The sequence below is a fragment of the Polaribacter sp. BM10 genome, assembly GCF_002005425.1.
In the GTDB taxonomy this organism is placed as follows: Bacteria; Bacteroidota; Bacteroidia; order Flavobacteriales; family Flavobacteriaceae; genus Polaribacter; species Polaribacter marinaquae.
This window is the reverse complement of record NZ_CP019704.1, coordinates 1,421,163-1,440,174: the sequence shown is the minus strand read 5'-3', so window position 1 is coordinate 1,440,174 and position 19,012 is coordinate 1,421,163. Positions and strand designations below refer to the sequence as shown.

16 protein-coding genes are annotated in these 19,012 nt (G+C 32.0%); 9 read left to right on the top strand and 7 right to left on the bottom strand.

The window, feature by feature from the left end:
• The first annotated feature begins 68 nt into the window (after positions 1–68).
• The gene (locus BXQ17_RS06555; RefSeq protein WP_077809844.1) at positions 69–740 is read left to right on the top strand and encodes a rhomboid family intramembrane serine protease; all 672 of its coding nucleotides are present in this window, start codon (positions 69–71) and stop codon (positions 738–740) included.
• Between the two features lie 5 nt (positions 741–745).
• Here the strand turns inward: BXQ17_RS06555 and rlmB are convergent, their stop codons facing one another.
• The 7 genes from rlmB to BXQ17_RS06525 form a co-directional block, all read right to left on the bottom strand.
• Positions 746–1,489 (bottom strand): 23S rRNA (guanosine(2251)-2'-O)-methyltransferase RlmB, encoded by a 744-nt coding sequence (rlmB, locus tag BXQ17_RS06550; protein ID WP_077809843.1) that lies wholly within the window; start codon positions 1,487–1,489, stop codon positions 746–748.
• Between the two features lie 85 nt (positions 1,490–1,574).
• Positions 1,575–3,092: a RagB/SusD family nutrient uptake outer membrane protein gene (locus BXQ17_RS06545; protein ID WP_077809842.1), complete on the bottom strand. Its 1,518-nt coding sequence runs from the start codon at positions 3,090–3,092 to the stop codon at positions 1,575–1,577.
• A gap of 16 nt (positions 3,093–3,108) precedes the next feature.
• The gene (locus tag BXQ17_RS06540) at positions 3,109–6,336 is read right to left on the bottom strand and encodes a SusC/RagA family TonB-linked outer membrane protein (RefSeq protein ID WP_077811371.1); all 3,228 of its coding nucleotides are present in this window, start codon (positions 6,334–6,336) and stop codon (positions 3,109–3,111) included.
• 160 nt (positions 6,337–6,496) lie between these two features.
• The gene (locus BXQ17_RS06535; RefSeq protein ID WP_077809841.1) at positions 6,497–7,933 is read right to left on the bottom strand and encodes a SusD/RagB family nutrient-binding outer membrane lipoprotein; all 1,437 of its coding nucleotides are present in this window, start codon (positions 7,931–7,933) and stop codon (positions 6,497–6,499) included.
• Positions 7,934–7,952: 19 nt separating this feature from the next.
• The gene (locus BXQ17_RS14625) at positions 7,953–8,669 is read right to left on the bottom strand and encodes a hypothetical protein (RefSeq protein WP_254712415.1); all 717 of its coding nucleotides are present in this window, start codon (positions 8,667–8,669) and stop codon (positions 7,953–7,955) included.
• 216 nt (positions 8,670–8,885) lie between these two features.
• A complete protein-coding gene (locus tag BXQ17_RS06530) occupies positions 8,886–11,069 on the bottom strand; it encodes a carboxypeptidase-like regulatory domain-containing protein (protein ID WP_254712414.1) in 2,184 nt (727 codons plus the stop codon).
• Positions 11,070–11,175: 106 nt separating this feature from the next.
• Entirely contained in the window at positions 11,176–12,831 is a 1,656-nt protein-coding gene (locus BXQ17_RS06525) for a ShlB/FhaC/HecB family hemolysin secretion/activation protein (RefSeq protein WP_149025871.1), read from the bottom strand.
• Between the two features lie 182 nt (positions 12,832–13,013).
• Between BXQ17_RS06525 and rpsL the strand changes: the two genes are divergently transcribed.
• From rpsL to rplB, 8 genes are all read left to right on the top strand, one after another.
• Entirely contained in the window at positions 13,014–13,388 is a 375-nt protein-coding gene (gene rpsL / locus BXQ17_RS06520) for a 30S ribosomal protein S12 (RefSeq protein WP_018943587.1), read from the top strand.
• A 26-nt stretch (positions 13,389–13,414) separates the two neighbouring features.
• Positions 13,415–13,891, top strand: coding sequence for a 30S ribosomal protein S7 (rpsG, locus tag BXQ17_RS06515; RefSeq protein WP_077809839.1), 477 nt, complete (start codon positions 13,415–13,417; stop codon positions 13,889–13,891).
• Between the two features lie 5 nt (positions 13,892–13,896).
• Positions 13,897–16,014, top strand: coding sequence for an elongation factor G (gene fusA, locus BXQ17_RS06510; RefSeq protein ID WP_077809838.1), 2,118 nt, complete (start codon positions 13,897–13,899; stop codon positions 16,012–16,014).
• Between the two features lie 18 nt (positions 16,015–16,032).
• Positions 16,033–16,338, top strand: coding sequence for a 30S ribosomal protein S10 (gene rpsJ / locus BXQ17_RS06505; protein ID WP_068363283.1), 306 nt, complete (start codon positions 16,033–16,035; stop codon positions 16,336–16,338).
• 291 nt (positions 16,339–16,629) lie between these two features.
• Entirely contained in the window at positions 16,630–17,247 is a 618-nt protein-coding gene (gene rplC / locus BXQ17_RS06500; protein ID WP_077809837.1) for a 50S ribosomal protein L3, read from the top strand.
• The gene (gene rplD, locus BXQ17_RS06495) at positions 17,247–17,876 is read left to right on the top strand and encodes a 50S ribosomal protein L4 (protein ID WP_077809836.1); all 630 of its coding nucleotides are present in this window, start codon (positions 17,247–17,249) and stop codon (positions 17,874–17,876) included. The genes rplC and rplD overlap by 1 nt, the downstream gene beginning before the upstream one ends.
• A 9-nt stretch (positions 17,877–17,885) precedes the next feature.
• Complete coding sequence (gene rplW / locus BXQ17_RS06490; RefSeq protein WP_077809835.1) at positions 17,886–18,176, top strand: 50S ribosomal protein L23; 291 nt, start codon at positions 17,886–17,888, stop codon at positions 18,174–18,176.
• A gap of 9 nt (positions 18,177–18,185) precedes the next feature.
• On the top strand, positions 18,186–19,010 hold the full coding sequence (gene rplB / locus BXQ17_RS06485; RefSeq protein ID WP_077809834.1) for a 50S ribosomal protein L2: 825 nt from the start codon (positions 18,186–18,188) through the stop codon (positions 19,008–19,010).
• The last annotated feature ends 2 nt before the right edge of the window (positions 19,011–19,012 follow it).

Below are 19,012 nucleotides of genomic sequence, written 5' to 3'. Positions count from 1 at the left end.
TAGTAAAGTTTTATGACAGATGTTGTTAATTTCTATTTTGGTAAAATTTTTGATATTTTTAAAACTATATGGAACAAGAAAATCAACTAAATACATCTAAATCTATTTTTTTTATACCTGTACTATATGTAATTGCTATTTGGATTATATATTGGGTTGAAATTAAATTTAATTTCAATTTTAATAAATTCGGAATTTTACCTCGAAATTTTCAAGGATTAAGAGGTGTATTTTTCACTCATTTTATTCATAGTGATACTAAACACCTTTTTAATAACTCTATTCCGTTATTTGTGTTATTACTTAGTCTTTTTTATTTTTATAGAGATATAGGCCTAAAAATATTAATTTATGGAGGTTTTTTATCTGGTTTTTTAACTTGGATTATTGCTCGAGAATCTTACCATATTGGTGCCAGCGGAATCGTTTATTTGTTATTTAGTTTTGTTTTTTTTAGCGGAATTATCAGAAAACATTATAGATTAGTTGCCCTCTCTCTTATAATTATTTTTTTATACGGGAGTATGATTTGGTATGTGTTACCAATTAAAGAAGGAATGTCTTGGGAAGGACATTTATCTGGATTTATTATAGGGTTTCTTTTTTCTATTATTTTTAGAAAAAAAGGGATTGTTAAAAAAGAATATCAATTTAGTACAACTGAATTTGACACTTACTTTGATGAAGAAGGTAATTATATTCCTCCAGAACTTAATAGTGAAGTAGAGGAGGAGTTATAATTTATTTATTCCATTCTTTGTCTTACTGTTTCATATAAAAAGGCTCCACAGGCTACAGAAACATTTAAAGAAGCGATTTCACCTAATAAAGGTAATTTTGCTTTATAATCTACCATTTTAAGTATTGATGGATTCACACCTCTATGCTCAGAACCCATAACGATTGCTATTGGTTGATTTAAATCAACTTGATATAAAGAGTCATCTGTTTTTTCAGTTGCAGCAACAGTTTTAATTTCTGCAGATTGAAGTATAAATAATGCATCTTTTATATGATCTACTTTACAAATAGGAATTTTAAAAGCTGCACCAGCAGAAGTTTTAATAGTTTCGGCATTTACTGGAGCACTTCCATTTTTTTGAACAATAATTCCGTTAACACCTGTACATTCTGCAGTTCTTATAATAGCACCAAAGTTCCTTACATCAGATAGCTGATCTAATAATAAGAAAAGAGGTTTCTTATCACTCTCTAATGTTTTTTCAATTAAAGTTTCTAAATCATGAAATTCTATAGGAGAAATTTGAGCAACAGCACCTTGATGGTTGTTGTTTTTAGACAAACGATTCAATTTTTCTACAGGCACCATACTTGTAGTTAATTTTTTTTCTTTTATCAATTTATCTAATTCGTAGAAAAGATTTCCTCTTAAACCTTTTTGAAGGTATATTTTATTAATTGTAGAACCACTTTCGATTGCTTCAATAATCGCTCTAATTCCAAAAATATTTGTCATTTCATTATTCATTTTGCAAATGTATGCTAATTTAAGAGCAAAAAAAAACCATCTCTAAAAGAGATGGTTTTAATGTTATATAATAATATTAAAAATATTATTTATTTCCTTCTGTGATGTTAGGATTATCTGTAAGTTCTCTTTGTGGAACTTCAAAAGTTAATCTTGGATCATCGTAAGCAAAACTTTCACCAGCTCTGTTAAGGTGAATGCTTCCTCTTGTGTTTGTTAATTTTCTTCTTTTCATTAGTAAATAACTTTTACCTTCAGCTAAGAATTCAATTTTTGTGTTAAAAACTATCTCGTCAACAAGATCTTGACCTGATAATCCATCTACATATGCATAGTCAGCAGCATCATCATAACGATTAGCTAATACTTGCTTTAATCTAGTTCTTGCAGCAATATCATCTCCTTCTACAGCACTTAATTCAGCAGAAAGTAAGTACATTTCTGTAACTCTCATGTAAACATAATCATCTGTCATAGGATTTTGAGAAAAAGGAGTTCTTGCAGCATTATAGAATTTTCCGATTGGAATTAACGGAGATTCACCTACAGCAACAGTACCACCACTTGCTGGAGCACCAAATTGTTGTTTTCTTATATCCTTATCGTTGATTTTAGCATATAAACCATCATCAATACCTCTAAAGTTTCCTACTGCTTGGTAAGAATAACTATAGTAGTCCATAAAACCATGCCAAGAAACTAAACCTAAGTCATTTGCAACTGTAAGGTCAAATCCCCACATCCATCCTGGAGTGCTTAATTGTGTAAAACCACCAGTAACTTCATCTTGATTCATCATTGTGAATTCACCAGAATTAATTACTTCATCAGCTAAATCTCTAGCCAATATGTTTTTATCACTTTGCCCCATAGAAGCATAAACGTAAGCTAATAAACCTTTAGCTACATTTTGATTTATAGAAGCTTTGTTAGGTCTTGTATAATTACTCATAAAGTCAATTGCAGAATTTAAGTCTGAAATTATTAGGTCATATACTTCACCCATTGTAGACTTTGCTTTTCCAGATTCACCTGGGTTTACATAGATAGGTAAAATTTCTGCATTAGCATCATACTTAATTGCGTAATATTGGCTTAAATAAAAATAACCAAATGCTCTAATAGCTTTTGCTTGCCCTACTACACCCTTTACAGCATCAGATGCTGGTATTGCATCATTACCACCATTGGCAGCAATAATTAAGTTTGCACTGTTGATGATTCTGTAATAAAATCTCCAAGCAGTATAATTTGGTAATGATATAGATGGATCATTTGTCCATAAAAGATTTGATAAATTTACAAATCTGTTAAATCTTGCACCAATTTGAGCCATGTCACTTGATAGTAAATCACTCATTAAATCAAAAGATTTATGTCCAAAATCTTCTTGATTAGTAGTACCACCAATATAAGCTGTAACCATTTGGTTGTAAATTCCTCTTAAATTACCTTCAACAATGCTTGGGTTAATTAAGGCAGTTTCTCCTAAATCTTCATTAGAAATAAAACTAGTAGGTCTTTGATCTAAAAACTCTTCATCACAAGAGCTCAAGAAGAGACTCGCAACAATAATACTTAATATAAAATTTATTTTTTTCATAATTAAAATTGTTTAATTAAAATTTAACTCTAACACCTAAAGTGTAGTTTGATATTGGACTATAGTTATATCTTTCAGAAGTACCTGTAAGAGATGTTGTCGGGTTATACCCGTCTCTAGCAGAGATTAAAAATAAATTATCTCCAGATACCCATAAGCTTACAGAAGAAAGACCTATGTTTTCTAAATACTGAGTCGCTATACTATATCCTAACCTTACATTATTTAATGATAAATAATCAGAACTTGTAATAAATCTTGTAGAAGCCGCATTTACTCTAATGTTTTCGTTAGAATAAAGTCTTGGTACATCTGTAATATCACCAGGATTCATCCATCTATCTCTCATATCTGCATGGTAACTGTAAGACCCTACTTTTCCATTACTCATTTGAGTAGCGTACTGTTGGTCATAACCATAACCACCTAAACTATAACTAAACTGTGCGCTTAAGTTAAAATCTTTATAAGAAGTGTTAAGTCTAAATGCTCCACTTACTGTAGGTATCAACGATTTATTGTTGTATTTACGTGTAGCGTCTGCGTATTCAGTTGTAACACGTTCTTGAATGTTTGCTCCTGGATTTTGAGCTTTGTATACTTCTAAATCATTAATTCCTTCGTTAGCATCGTATTGACCATTGTTATTTGCATCAACCCAGCTTTCTAACCATTGAGCATTACCTGTTGCAGGATCAACACCAGCCCATTCTCTTAAGTAGTAGTCAAATCTACTACGACCTGCAGATTGTGCGAAATTACCATCAATATTAATAACTTTAGCTTCACCAGTTGCATTTTCAATTGGCATTTGAGTTATTTCGTTTTCGTACATTGATCCATTAATAGATAAAGATAATTTAAAGTCTTCATTTCTGATAATGTTACCAGTTAAATCAAATTCTAAACCTTTATTTACCAATTCTCCATCGTTTGTTAAGATAACAGCATCCCCTGTAGAAGGTGATAATCTTTTGTTAACGTATAAATCCGTTGTAGTTTTAACAAAATAATCTAAACCAAAATCTATAGCGCCATTAAAAAATCTAGCTTCAATACCTGTTTGGAAGCTTTGACTAGATTCCCAAGTAATGTTTGGATCTACAACTGCTCTTGGAGCTAAAGAAGGTAAACCTAATAAATTTTGTACATTAAATCCTAATTGACCAGCAAAAGAATTATTTCCTTGGTCTCCTAATACACCATAACTAGCTTTTAACTTTAAGAAATCTATTGTCTCACTAGAGCTTAAGAAATCTTCTTCACTAATAACCCAACCTGCACCTACAGATCCAAATGTTCCCCACTTGTTTTTAAAGAATCTTGAAGATCCATCTCTTCTTAATGTACCAGATAAGTAATATTTACCAGCATAGTTGTAATTAGCCTGAGTAAAGTAACTCTCTAAGCTTCTACCAACTCTTGAACCATTAGATACACCATTTTGATCGATGTAATTTTCTGGAACAATTACTGCATTAGGGTTTAAGTTAACAACACCTTTTTTGCTTAAATCAAAATCCTCAAATGAAGATTCAAAACTTTCATGTGCAATTAATGCATTAAAGTTATGATCGTTTCCAAAAGTTGTCGCGTATCTCAAAATCTGGTTAAAGTTTTGAGCTGAATATGTAGTATTAGACTTGTATAATGTTCCTCCTAAAGCAACACCTGCACTACCTTGAATTGAGTTTCTTACTTGATCGAAGTTACTACTATAAATATTAACACCATAAGTAGTCTCGAATGTTAATCCTTCTAAAATATCAACAACAAAATTTACGTTACCGTTTATGTTATGTCTTTTAGTTCTGTTAATGTTATAAATAGCTTCTCCAATACCGTTGTATGTTGCAGAAAAATCTCTACCATTACCTGCAGAATTATCTGCAAAATCATAAAGACGGTTTCCTGTGTTAGGATCTGTTACAATATTACCGTCAGTATCTCTTAAAAATAAAGAGTAAATTGTTGGGATATAATCTAACATGTAAGTTACAACTCCACCACCATAACCAGTAGCATCATTATATTCACTGTAAGAATAATCTAAATTAGTGTTTATCTTAACTCTATCCATAGGCTTAGTGTTAACATTTAATCTAGCACTATATCTATCAAATTGAGATTCTTGAACGTAACCTTCGTCAGATAAATAACCTAAAGAAAAGTAATGTTTTGTATTCTCAGTACCACCAGATGTTTTAAAGTTGAATTCATTTCTGATTCCGTCTCTATAACCTGCTTCAGCCCAGTCTGTAGGAGTAAACTTTCTTGTTACACCTGGTCTAACTTGACCTGTAGAAGGATCTATTAATTCATTACCGTCAGCAACGTTCCACATGTTATATAAAGGAGCGATACCTCTATCAGAAAAAACATTATCTAAGGCATACTGAGAAGGATTCGCTTGACCAGTTAACTCTGCACTGTTTTTTAATCCATCATAAACTAATCCCATGTACTCTTCTTCACTATGAATTAAGTCATAAAATGGTAATGTTCTACTGTTGATAGATGTTTGAAAATCAAATTCTACAACACTTTTTCCACTCTTACCTCTTTTAGTTGTAATTAAAACAACACCATTCGCACCACGAGCACCATAAATAGCCGTTGCAGATGCATCTTTTAAAATTGTAGTCGATGCAATATCATTAGGATTAATTGAGTTTACATCTCCTGTATAAGGAACCCCATCCACAACATAAAGTGGTGAACTATTTCCTTCAATTGAACTAAAACCTCTAATTCTAATATTAGCACTTCCACCAGGTCTACCATTTGTTCTTACAACAGATACACCAGAAGCTTCACCTATTAAAGCTTGAGCAACATTTGATACTGCTTTTGCATCAATATTTTCTGCAGAAACTGTACTAACACTACCTGTAAATGATTTTTTTGTAGTTGTACCATATCCTACAACAACAATTTCGTCTAGAACATTAGCATCTTCTACTAAGGTAACATTAATTGAGTTTGAGTTACCAACTGTTTTTTGAACAACTTTATAACCAAGATATCTAAATACTAGCACATCTCCAGTATTTGCTTTAATTGTGTACTCACCATTAAAGTCAGTCTCAGTACCGGTATTTGTTCCTTGTATTAAAACACTAACTCCAGGTAATAATCCAGAGCCGTCTTTAACTTTACCAGTAATAGTCTTTTGTTGAGCAAATGATATTTGCACAACTAACGCCAGTAATAGCGTTAAAATTCCATTAAACTTTGTCTTCATTGTATAATTATTTGAATTAATTAATCCCAAAAGTCTTAAAATTATCTTAATAAAACAATTTTTTAACATAAAATATTGAAAGTATAATTTATTGTTTTTCCAAAAAAAAAGCACTCAATCTAAGTAGATTGAGTGCTTCTCTATAAAATAATAACAATGATTATTTAAATAACCATAGTTTAGTGTCAAGATTATCAGCACCTTGAGCGCTAACAGCTGCGTTGTAGTTTTCTTCATTTAATGCACCTGCGGTTGCAGAGTAACCGTGTCTTTGAGGAATGTCTGTAGCATTTGATAATAAGTTTGCTGGAGCAACTAATGCTATTCTTCCATCATTACCTTCAGCTTTGAATCTTCTCCATTCAGCCCAACTATTATATCCTTGAAAAAATAAAGATACATATTTTTCATATGCAATATCCTCAATTCCAGTGTATGGGTTTGCAGTTAAATATACTGTTGCATCCGCTGAGTTAACTCCCCATTGTTCCATACTAGCAGTAACTGCTTGGTTGTATAATGTAGCTGGATCTTCAGTTGTCCAACCTTTAGCAGCAGCTTCGGCTCTAGCAAATAAAACTTCAGAATAAGTATAAATCATTAAAGGTGCTTCGCTATTATTAATAATATCACTTGTAATGAAAGAATAATTTGCTGTTGCAGAGTTTGAAGCTCCATAAGGTGCTCCAACAAATGTAGCTGAAGTAGTTGCAGGTTCTGCAAACTTAGCTAATCTCGGATCTTCTGGTAAGGTATTTGTTCCTGTACCAATTAATTTATCAACAAAAACATCACTCATTAGGTAGTCTTTTCTTGACTCAAATCTATCTTGCCAAGGATTATCGTTAGAATCTTCTGATAGGTATGTGTATTTAATGTTTTCATCATTTGAAGATATTACTCCAGATAATGCTTCATTAAATTTAACTTGACCTTTCGCAGGATCTGCTTTAGAAAGTCTTAATCCCATTACCATTTTAATGGTATTAGCAAAAGTTCTCCATCTATCCATATCTCCTCCGAAATAAATATCACTATCAGGACCATTGCCACCATCAATAGAAGCTAATGCAGCGTCTAATTCATTAAAAAGGCCATCATAAATAGCTTCTTGAGAATCATATGCTGGGTAGATGTTGTTAGAAACATCTAGAGCTTCTGAATATGGTAAATATCCCCATCTATCTGTCATCCCATGCATAATGTATACTCTTAAAATTGAGGCAGCAGCAATTTGATTTCCATTTGAACCATATGCTTGAGCAGCTATTTTAGTATCATCATTAGAATTTATTTCAATAATTTGACGTAAGTCTTCTAATAGGGCATATGATCCATCAGGGCTCCAATTTAGTGTTTGATAGCGTGATTCTTCATCATATTGACCGTTTGACAAATATTGAACGTATAAATTTGATGTAGTGCTAGCTATATAACCACTTGTTCCTCTTTGAACATTTGCTAATAAAGATGCTGTTACTGGAGTACTCGGGTTATTTGGGTTTTGGTTAGTGTCACCAAAATCCACTGTATCACATGCTGTAAATGAAACTGCTACAGCAAGAATAAGGGTTTTTATTTTGTTAATTTTTTTCATTTCTTAATTTATTTTTTAATTAAAATGACATTCTTACGTTAACACCAACGGTTCTAACGTTTGGTAATTGTCCACCTTCAGTCCAATTTACTCCATTTCTTGTTTCAATTTCAGAAGGGTCTAACCCTGGTAAAGCTGAGTGAATTAACCATACGTTGTTTGCAAAAACACCTAGGTTTAATGTTTTGAAAGGAGTTTTTTCTAAAATATTATTAGGTAAATCATAGTCTAAACGAACTGTTCTTAATTTAACATAAGAAGCGTCGTATAACCATCTTTCATGTAAAGCGAATAAACGTCCCCAGTATGTGCTAGATTCAATATTGTAAGATACAGGTGCACCAGAAGTTTCATCAACTCCTTCTATTAATACACCACCACCGTCAGCAACAGCGTTTCTTACAGGGTTTCCTAAATTGTTGTTACCAACAGTTTCAATACCTAAACCTGAATAGTTATTAAACATTCTAGTTACAGAAAATACTTTTCCTCCTTTTTGAAAGTCAATATCAAAACCTAAATTAAAGTTTTTGTAACGGATGTTATTTGAAAATCCTCCAGTAAAATCTGGTAAAACATTACCTAAATATTGGTTTGTATCATAAATTGGAGCTCCAGAAGCAGTTAATATTTTGTTACCATCTGCATCTCTTCTATATGCTCTACCGTATATTGCTCCCCATTCTTCTCCAACTCTTTCTTGTAATTGAATACCTCTCCAAGTACTTGACAGCACATTTACATCAATACCTTCAGAAATTTTATCAACTCTTCTTTCTAAAGTTGCAAAACTTAAAGTTGCATCCCAAGCAATATCTTCTTTTTTTATTATATCATAATTTAAAGCAACTTCTATACCACTGTATGTTTGTTTACCATCATTTTTAAGTGTACTTGTATAACCTGTAGATCCATCTAAAGTAACAGATACAGGTAATTCTTCATCTACTTTTTAAAAGTATGCAAAATCTACACCTAATCTACTGTTAAATAATCTTAATTCTGTACCTATTTCATAGTCTTTACGAACACCACCTTGTAAGAAAGGGTTAGCAAATGTTCCTTGAGCTGATAAAGTACCTGTGCTTCCGTAAGGAGTACCGATTCCATATACAGCAGATAGTTGGTATGGAGAAGGGAATTTAGGAGCCTGGGCTGCACTCATTCTTAATTTTCCAAATCTTAAAAAGTCATTTTGTGGAATTAATTTAGAGAAGATGAAACTCAAAGATCCTCCATATGTTTCAATTCTATTTTCTTCAGAATATGCAGATGATCCCCAATCAAATCTTGTGAATCCATCTAAGAATAATATATCTTTGTACCCTACAGAACCTTTTACAAATATTGATTTAGACTTGAATTTAGACGATGAGTTATTAACAGTAGGCCTATCAACAGAAGTGCTTAAGCTGTAAAAACCTAAAGTATTTAATCCACCTACTGTGCTACCGCTTAATCTCTCAGACCCTATTGTAGATAATTCGAAACCTGCAGATGCTGTAATATCAAAATCTTCATTTAAATCTTTAGAGTAATTTACAATACCAAAAAGTTCTTCTCTGTAGTCCATGTTTTCAGTCTCACTGTATGAAGGTAATGTTTGTCCTCCTAAGCTACCAAAAGCAGTTCTATTGTTATATTCATAAGAGTTAAATGTTTTTCTTAAATCTAAACTCATGTTTAAGTTTTCATTAACTTCATATTTTAATCCAATCTTACCATATATTGCATTTTTTGTTTGAAAGTTTAAGTTTTCATTAGTTTCAAAAAATGGAGAATCCCAATATAATGGTGCTGAGTTTGTTGGACTATTAATATTCCAAGATACAAATTGTCCATTTCTTTCGTAATTTCTTACTCTGTCCATGTCTAGTTGACGTTGCCACCATTGGTTTAAGTTAGAAACTACATTTCCATAACCATTGTCTGGAAAGTTATTAGTTCTTCTATCTTGATAGTTGAAGTTAGCATATGCAGTTAACTTGTCTGTAATATCTAAACTCGCATTAATTGTAGCTTGTACTTGTTTTCTTTTAGAATTAGGGAAAACACTATTTCTGTCAATATTTGTTAAACCAACTCTTACATTGTAGTCATCACCACCTTTAGCAAAACTTACAGAGGTGTTGTTGATAATACCTGTGTCAAAAAAGTCTTGAATGTTATTTGGGTTAGCTTCAAAAGCTCTTAATTTACCAAATTCAGGATCTCCCTGAATCCAAGAATCCCAATGACGAACCATTTGTCCATCTAATTTTGGACCCCAGCTCTCATCAGCATAATATTCAACCATTTTTTGACCATTAAAAGAAGCCCACGAAGCTGGATGTCTAGAAGGGTCATAATTAAATGTATTAAATTCTTGAGAGTAACCACCACCGTATTCATTTTGGTATTCTGGTAAAATGTAAACATTTTCCATTGCCGTACTATGGTTTAATGTAACAACACTTTCACCACTTTTTGCAGACTTTGTAGTAATAATAACTACACCATTTATTCCTTCAGGCCCGTATAATGCAGTTGCTGCTGAACCTTTTAAAACAGATAAATCAGCAATATCATCTGTGTTAATGTCAGATGTAGAGCTAATTTTTACATTATCTACAATGTATAATACGTTAGAGTTACCTCTTAATCTTATTCCAGAATTACCAAAACCTGCAGAAGGAGCTCCTACTGCCTGTACACCAGCAACTCTACCTGCTAATGCGTTGTTGACATCTGTTTCTCTTGATCTCACTAAGTTTTCTGGTTTAACAGATTGTTGAGCAAAACCAATAGACTTTTTGTCTCTTTTAATACCTAATGCAGTTACTACAATTTCGTCTAGTACACTAGCATCTTCAATCATAGTTACATTAACTGTATTTGATGATCCGATTGTTTTTTCAATGGTTTTGTACCCTACATAACTAAAGCTTAATACGTCTCCGTTATTAGCTTTAATAGTAAATTTACCATTGAAATCAGTTTCAGTTCCTTTAGTGGTCCCTTTAATAAGAATGCTTACTCCAGGTAGTGATCCCGTAGCATCCGAGACTGTTCCAGAAACTGTTTTTTCTTGTGCAAAACTTATTTGCACAACAAACGCCAGTAATAGCGTTAAAATCCCCTTTAACTTTGTTTTCATTATTTATTTGATTTGAATTAATTAGGCCAAATATCTAAATATTTTATTAATAAAACAATGAAATGGTTAAAAATTGTTAATTTTTATTGTTAAAATTGATGTTTCATTATAGATAATTTATCCAATTTATTGTGAGCTGAGTGTTTTCAGGGGTTGACAGAGGTTTCTTTTTTAATAAGGTTGTTATGGAAAAGTTAATTTTGGATTTATTTGTGTTAAATAAATAACCTATTCCAATACCAAGTAATTTCTCATTATTTTTTTTATTATAGATTATTCCTAAATCAGATATTGTGTACAAGTAAGCGTCTTTTTTAGTTAGGTATCTGTATTCTATATTTTGTGTTATATAATTTTCAGTAAATATGCTTTTCTCATTAACTCCTCTTATCGTATTTTTACCTCCGATTCTAAATATTTCGTTGTTAACGTAATTTTCAGAATTTAAAAAGCCCATATTGTTTTGAAGATATATTTTGTTTCTATTGTTTAAATTAAATAAATAACTAATTCTAGATTCAATTTTAATTTGTGATGTGTTTTCTGTTTTTGTTTTCCTTTTTCCAATGGAAGGGTTTATTAAAAGCGAAAATTTATAAGAATTGAATTCATCGTAATTTGGAACTGTAAATTCATAACCAAATCCGAAGAAATTATTATTAAATGTTTCTATATTGTCGGTTTTAATAATTTCTGTTGAAGATTCTGTGGTGTAGTTAACTGATATTTTTGAAAATTCAGATAATTTGTATTTTAAATTAGTTTCAAACCTCGTATTTGTGAATGTTGAATCTTGTCTGTATATGTTAAATTTTATTTCTGGTGATATTTTTGAATTGAAAATATAAGGATTAATAAAATTTAAAGAAAATTCACTTCTGTCATTATTTAAACTTTTCCATTCAAGATTTATTTCTTCTCCTTTGTTAATAATGTTTAATAGATTTAATTCTAAATAGCCATTAAATTTTATTTTACCATTTTCGTTGTTTGCAAAATTTATCAATCCATCAAAACTACTTTTATTTAATTTTTTTAAATATATATATAATAAGGTAGAGTCTTTTGTGAAAAGTATTTCTGGTTTTTTAATTTCTTTAATAAATCTTAAAGATTTCGTGTTTTTGCTTATTATGTTTAATAATTTATTGTTGTAAATCGTTTTAGTATTGATATTGTAATGGTTGTTTATGTATTTTGTTGGAAAATTTTCATAACCTTTTATTATCGTATTGTTTATTTTTCTTTCTTTTAAGTTTCTTATTACTAAGGAAGTTTTTATTGTTTTATTTGATGTTGTATAATCTTCTAAATAAATTTTTGAGAAACTTAAACCATTTTGCTCTAATTTTAAGGATAACTTATTAAGGTACTCTTCAATTTTATTGCTTTGAACAATTGCTGAAGTGTTGGGTAATTTTAACACTTTTAATGTTGCGGAATTTAGTTTCGAAAAAGATATGATGATATTGTTTACCTTTTTATTTAGACTTATGTAAATGTTAAAAATTTTATTTTGTTTTTTTACACTGTCAATCATGTAGGTGTAGTATCCTTTTTTTTGTAATTCTTTTTCGATTTTTTTTAATTCTTTTGATATTATTGTAGAATCTTGAAATTTTCTCAAATAATTTATTTTATTTAAGATTTTATCTTCTTTTTTATTTACTGATCTAATTTTCAATTCATAGTCTTGTGCTTTTACTGTGAAGTTCAAAAGAAATGTGCAGAGAATTACAAAAAATGTTTTTTTAAAAGACATTAATAATGATAAGGTTAGTTGTTGTCAAATGTATAAGTTTTACTGATAATGGTTCTCCTAAAAAAATGTTTTTTTAAAAATAACTCACTGATATTTGAATAATTAGAAATTAGTTGTACATTTGCGGACTCTTAAAAAAGAGATAATGTTTAATTATAAACGAAAAACAGTAATTATTTAGTATGCCAACTATTCAACAATTAGTTCGTAAAGGAAGAACCAAAATAACTAAGAAGAGTAAATCGGCTGCTTTGTCGTCTTGTCCTCAAAGACGTGGAGTTTGTACTCGTGTTTATACTACAACACCAAAGAAACCTAATTCAGCAATGCGTAAAGTTGCCAGAGTTAGATTGACAAATGGTAATGAGATAAACGCATACATTCCAGGAGAAGGACATAACTTACAGGAGCACTCGATAGTATTAGTTAGAGGTGGAAGGGTAAAAGATTTGCCAGGAGTTAAATATCACGTAGTACGTGGTGCATTAGATACTGCAGGTGTTGAGGGTAGAACCCAACGTAGATCTAAGTATGGAGCAAAACGCCCAAAAAAGTAAATTAGTAACTTTTTTAATGTAAAGACATGAGAAAAAGAGCAGCAAAAAAAAGAGTCTTATTACCGGATCCAAAGTTTAATGATCAGTTAGTAACACGTTTCGTGAATAACTTGATGTGGGATGGTAAGAAGTCAGTAGCTTTTAAGGTATTTTATGATGCGTTAGATATCGTAGAAGAAAGAAAAGGTGAAGAAGAAAAAACAGCTTTAGAAATTTGGAAAGATGGTTTATCAAATGTAATGCCTCACGTAGAAGTAAGATCTCGTCGTGTTGGTGGTGCTACGTTTCAGATACCAATGCAAATTAGACCAGACCGTAAGGTTTCTATGGCTATTAAGTGGATGATTTTGTACACTCGTAAAAGAAATGAGAAAACAATGGCACAGCGCTTAGCTGCTGAAATTTTAGCTGCGGCTAAAGAAGAAGGAGCTGCTGTTAAAAAACGTACGGATACTCATAAAATGGCAGAAGCAAATAAAGCTTTCTCTCACTTCAGATTTTAATAGAAATGGCTAGAGATTTAAAATTTACAAGAAATATTGGAATTGCAGCACATATTGATGCTGGAAAAACTACAACAACAGAACGAGTATTGTATTATACAGGTGTTTCTCACAAAATTGGAGAAGTACATGATGGTGCAGCAACAATGGACTGGATGGAGCAGGAGCAAGAAAGAGGTATTACAATTACTTCTGCTGCTACTACTTGTACGTGGAACTTTCCAATAGAAAACGGAGAAAAAACTCCAGAAACAAAAGGATATCACTTTAATATTATTGATACTCCAGGACACGTTGATTTTACTGTAGAAGTAAATAGGTCATTACGTGTTTTAGATGGTTTAGTTTTCTTATTTTCAGCTGTTGATGGTGTAGAGCCTCAATCTGAAACTAACTGGAGATTAGCAGATAACTATAAAGTTCCAAGAATTGGTTTTGTTAACAAAATGGACCGTCAAGGTTCAGACTTTTTAGGAGTTTGTCAGCAAGTAAAAGATATGTTAAAGTCAAATGCGGTGCCAATCGTTTTAAATATTGGTGACGAGGATGAGTTTAAAGGTATTATAGATTTAGTTAAGAATCGTGCAATTGTGTGGCATGATGAAACTCAAGGAGCAACTTTCGATGTTATTGAAATTCCTGAGGATATGAAAGAAGAAGCTCGTAAGTATCGTGCGCTTTTAATTGAAGAAGTAGCAAGTTATGATGAGAATCTTTTAGAAAAATTCATGGAAGATGAAGAATCTATTACAGAAGAAGAAGTGCATGCTGCACTTAGAGCTGCTGTAATGGACATGGCAATCATTCCTATGATTTGTGGTTCTGCGTTTAAAAATAAAGGAGTTCAGTTCTTATTAGATGCTGTTTGTCGTTATTTGCCTTCTCCAACTGATAAAGATGGTATTGTAGGTGTAAACCCAGAGACACAACAAGAAGAATTACGTAAGCCAAGTGTAGATGAACCTTTTGCTGCTTTAGCATTTAAAATTGCTACAGACCCTTTTGTTGGTCGTTTAGCATTTTTTAGAGCATATTCTGGTCGTTTAGATGCTGGTTCTTATGTTTTAAATAACCGTTCAGGTAAAAAAGAACGTATTTCACGTATCTATCAAATGCATGCTAACAAGCAGAATGCAATTGATTTTATTGAAGCTGGAGATATTGGTGCGGCAGTAGGTTTTAAATCTATCAAAACAGGAGATACTTTATCTTCTCAAGAGCATCCAATTGTTTTAGAATCTATGGACTTTCCAGACCCAGTAATTGGTATTGCTGTTGAGCCTAAAACTAAAGCAGATGTTGATAGGTTAGGTATTGGTTTAGGTAAGCTAGCTGAAGAAGATCCAACATTTACTGTTCGTTCTGATGAAGCTTCTGGTCAAACTATTATCTCAGGAATGGGAGAATTACATTTAGATGTAATTGTAGATCGTTTAAAACGTGAGTTTAAAGTTGAAGTTAACCAAGGTCAACCTCAAGTAGAGTATAAAGAAGCTATTACAGCATCTGCAGATCATAGAGAAGTTTATAAGAAACAATCTGGTGGTCGTGGTAAATTTGCTGATATAGTATTTACTATGGAGCCTGCAGAAGAAGGCGTTCAAGGATTAGTTTTTGAATCTATAATTAAAGGTGGTAATGTTCCTAAGGAATTTGTACCTTCTATAGAGAAAGGATTTAAAGAAGCTATGAAAAACGGACCATTAGCTGGATACGAAATGGATTCTATGAAAGTAACTTTAAAGGATGGTTCTTTCCACGCAGTGGATTCTGATCAACTTTCTTTTGAGTTAGCTGCAAAATTAGGTTTTAAAGCTGCTGCTAAAGCTGCTAAAGCTAAAATTATGGAGCCATTAATGAAATTAGAAGTGTTAACTCCAGAGGAGAACATGGGAGATATCGTTGGTGATTTAAATAGAAGAAGAGGACAAGTAAACGATATGAGTGATCGTAACGGAGCAAAAGTTGTAAAAGCGTTAGTACCACTATCAGAAATGTTTGGTTATGTTACAGCTTTAAGAACTATGTCTTCTGGTAGAGCAACTTCTACTATGGAATTTTCACATTATGCTGAAACTCCTTCTAATGTATCTGAAGAAGTTATAGCAAAATCTAAAGGTTAATCGACTAAAGAATATAAGATGAGTCAAAAAATTAGAATAAAATTAAAGTCTTACGATTATAATTTAGTAGATAAATCTGCTGAGAAAATCGTTAAGACGGTAAAAAGTACTGGTGCTGTTGTAAACGGACCAATACCTTTGCCAACACATAAAAAGATTTTTACAGTTTTACGTTCTCCACACGTAAACAAAAAATCTAGAGAGCAATTTCAATTAGCTGCTTACAAAAGGTTGTTAGACATATATAGTTCTTCTTCGAAAACTATTGATGCTTTAATGAAACTTGAGTTACCAAGTGGGGTTGAAGTTGAGATCAAAGTTTAAGTAAAACATTAACTTTCGGTTTAATTTTGTTAAACCGAAAGTTTTTTATACTTTTGCAACCCGAAATAGAGTAGGGAACTGCTATTTTTGATGTAATCATCACTAATAGTGACATGTCCGGAGCGTTTCGCGAAGGAAAAACGGAAAAAAACAAAATCAGCGTTGAATTTGTTTGCGCTGTTTTTTTTTATGAAATTATAAGGATGTGTACTGAAACATTTGTTTCAAAAAAAAATAATTATTAATATAGACGCGCTGGATAAATATCTATTCGTCTAAAATTTTAACTAAATGTCTGGGTTAATAGGAAGAAAAATTGGAATGACCAGCTTATTTGATGAAAACGGGAAGAATATTCCTTGTACAGTTATCGAAGCCGGTCCTTGCGTTGTTACCCAAGTCAGAACCGAAGAGGTTGACGGCTACAATGCGTTACAACTTGGTTTCGATGACAAGAAGGCGAAGAGCTCTAACAAAGCGTTAGACGGTCACTTTAAAAAAGCTGGCACCACTGCAAAGAAAAAAGTCGTTGAATTTCAAGGGTTTGAAGGTGAGTATAAATTAGGAGATTCTATATCTGTAGATCACTTTGAAGAAGGTGAGTTTGTAGATGTTTCTGGTGTTTCTAAAGGTAAGGGTTTTCAGGGTGTTGTAAAACGTCATGGATTTGCTGGAGTTGGTCAAGCTACGCATGGTCAGCATAATCGTTTAAGAGCTCCGGGTTCTATTGGTGCTGCATCTTATCCTGCAAGAGTATTCAAAGGAATGCGTATGGCAGGTAGAATGGGTGGAGATAAAGTGAAAGTACAAAACTTAAGAGTATTAAAAGTAGTTGCTGAAAAGAACTTACTTGTTGTTAAAGGAGCTGTTCCTGGACACAAAAATGCTTTTGTAACTATTCAGAAATAATGAAAGTAGCTGTTTTAGATATTACAGGAAAAGATACAGGTAGAAAGGTTGAGCTTTCTAAAGATGTATTCGGTATTGAGCCTAATGATCATGCTATTTATTTAGATGTTAAGCAATACTTGGCAAATCAACGTCAAGGTACGCATAAGTCTAAAGAAAGAGCAGAAATTGCTGGTTCTACAAGAAAGATAAAAAAACAAAAAGGAACTGGTACTGCAAGAGCAGGTTCTATCAAGTCTGGTGTTTTTAGAGGTGGTGGACGTATGTTCGGACCAAGACCAAGAAATTATTCTTTTAAATTGAATAAAAACTTAAAGCGTTTAGCACGTAAGTCTGCTTTAAGTATTCAAGCAAATGATGAGAATTTAGTAGTAGTTGAAGATTTTAACTTTGAAAATCCAAAAACTAAAAACTTTTTAAACGTTTTAAAAGCGTTAGAATTAGATACTAAAAAGTCTTTATTTGTTTTAGGTAGTGATAATACAAATGTGTATTTATCATCACGTAATTTGAAAAATTCTAAAGTAATTAAAGTTTCAGAAATTAACACATACGGTTTGTTAAACGCAAACAAAGTAGTGATTACTGAAGGTTCTTTAGAAGGTATAAACACTAATTTAAGCAAATAGGGATTCGAAATGAGTATTTTAATAAAACCTATTATTACGGAAAAAGCTACAAACGATAGTGAATTATTTAATCGTTATGCATTTGTAGTAGATAAGAATGCTAATAAATTAGAGATTAAGTCTGCAGTTGAATCTGCTTACGGAGTTTCTATATCTAGTGTAAGAACTTTAAATTATCCAATTCAAAGAAATACTAAGTTTACTAAAAAAGGTTTAGTTACTGGTATTAAGAGTGGGTATAAGAAAGCTATTGTACAGTTAGCAGAAGGAGAAAGTATTGATTTTTATAACAATCTTTAAAAGACAAAAATGTCAGTTAGAAAATTAAAACCAATAACACCAGGTCAGCGTTTTAGAGTTGTAAATGGGTTCGACACCATAACAACTGATAAGCCGGAGAAAAGTTTACTTGCTCCGAAAAAACGATCTGGAGGTCGAAACAATCAGGGAAGAATGACAACACGTAATATAGGTGGTGGTCATAAACAAAAGTACCGTATTATCGATTTTAAAAGAGATAAGCAAGGTATTCCTGCAACAGTAAAAACAATAGAGTACGATCCAAATCGTACAGCTTTTATAGCGCTATTAAGTTATGCTGATGGTGAAAAACGTTATGTAATTGCACAAAACGGTTTAAAAGTAGGTCAAACTATTATTTCAGGTAAAGATGTAGCTCCAGAAATTGGAAATGCAATGACTTTAAGTGAAATTCCTTTAGGAACTACGATTTCATGTATAGAATTACGTCCAGGTCAAGGAGCTGTTATGGCTCGTTCTGCTGGTTCTTTTGCTCAATTAATGGCAAGAGATGGTAAGTATGCTACAGTTAAGTTACCTTCTGGTGAAACAAGATTGATCTTGTTAACTTGTATGGCAACTATCGGTGTTGTATCTAATTCAGATCATCAATTACTTGTTTCAGGTAAAGCTGGTAGATCTAGATGGTTAGGTAGAAGACCTAGAACAAATGCAGTAAGAATGAACCCGGTTGATCACCCAATGGGAGGTGGTGAAGGACGTTCTTCTGGAGGGCATCCAAGATCAAGAAATGGTATACCTGCTAAAGGATTCAAGACTAGATCTAAAACCAAAGCTAGTAATAAGTATATTATAGAACGTAGAAAGAAATAATA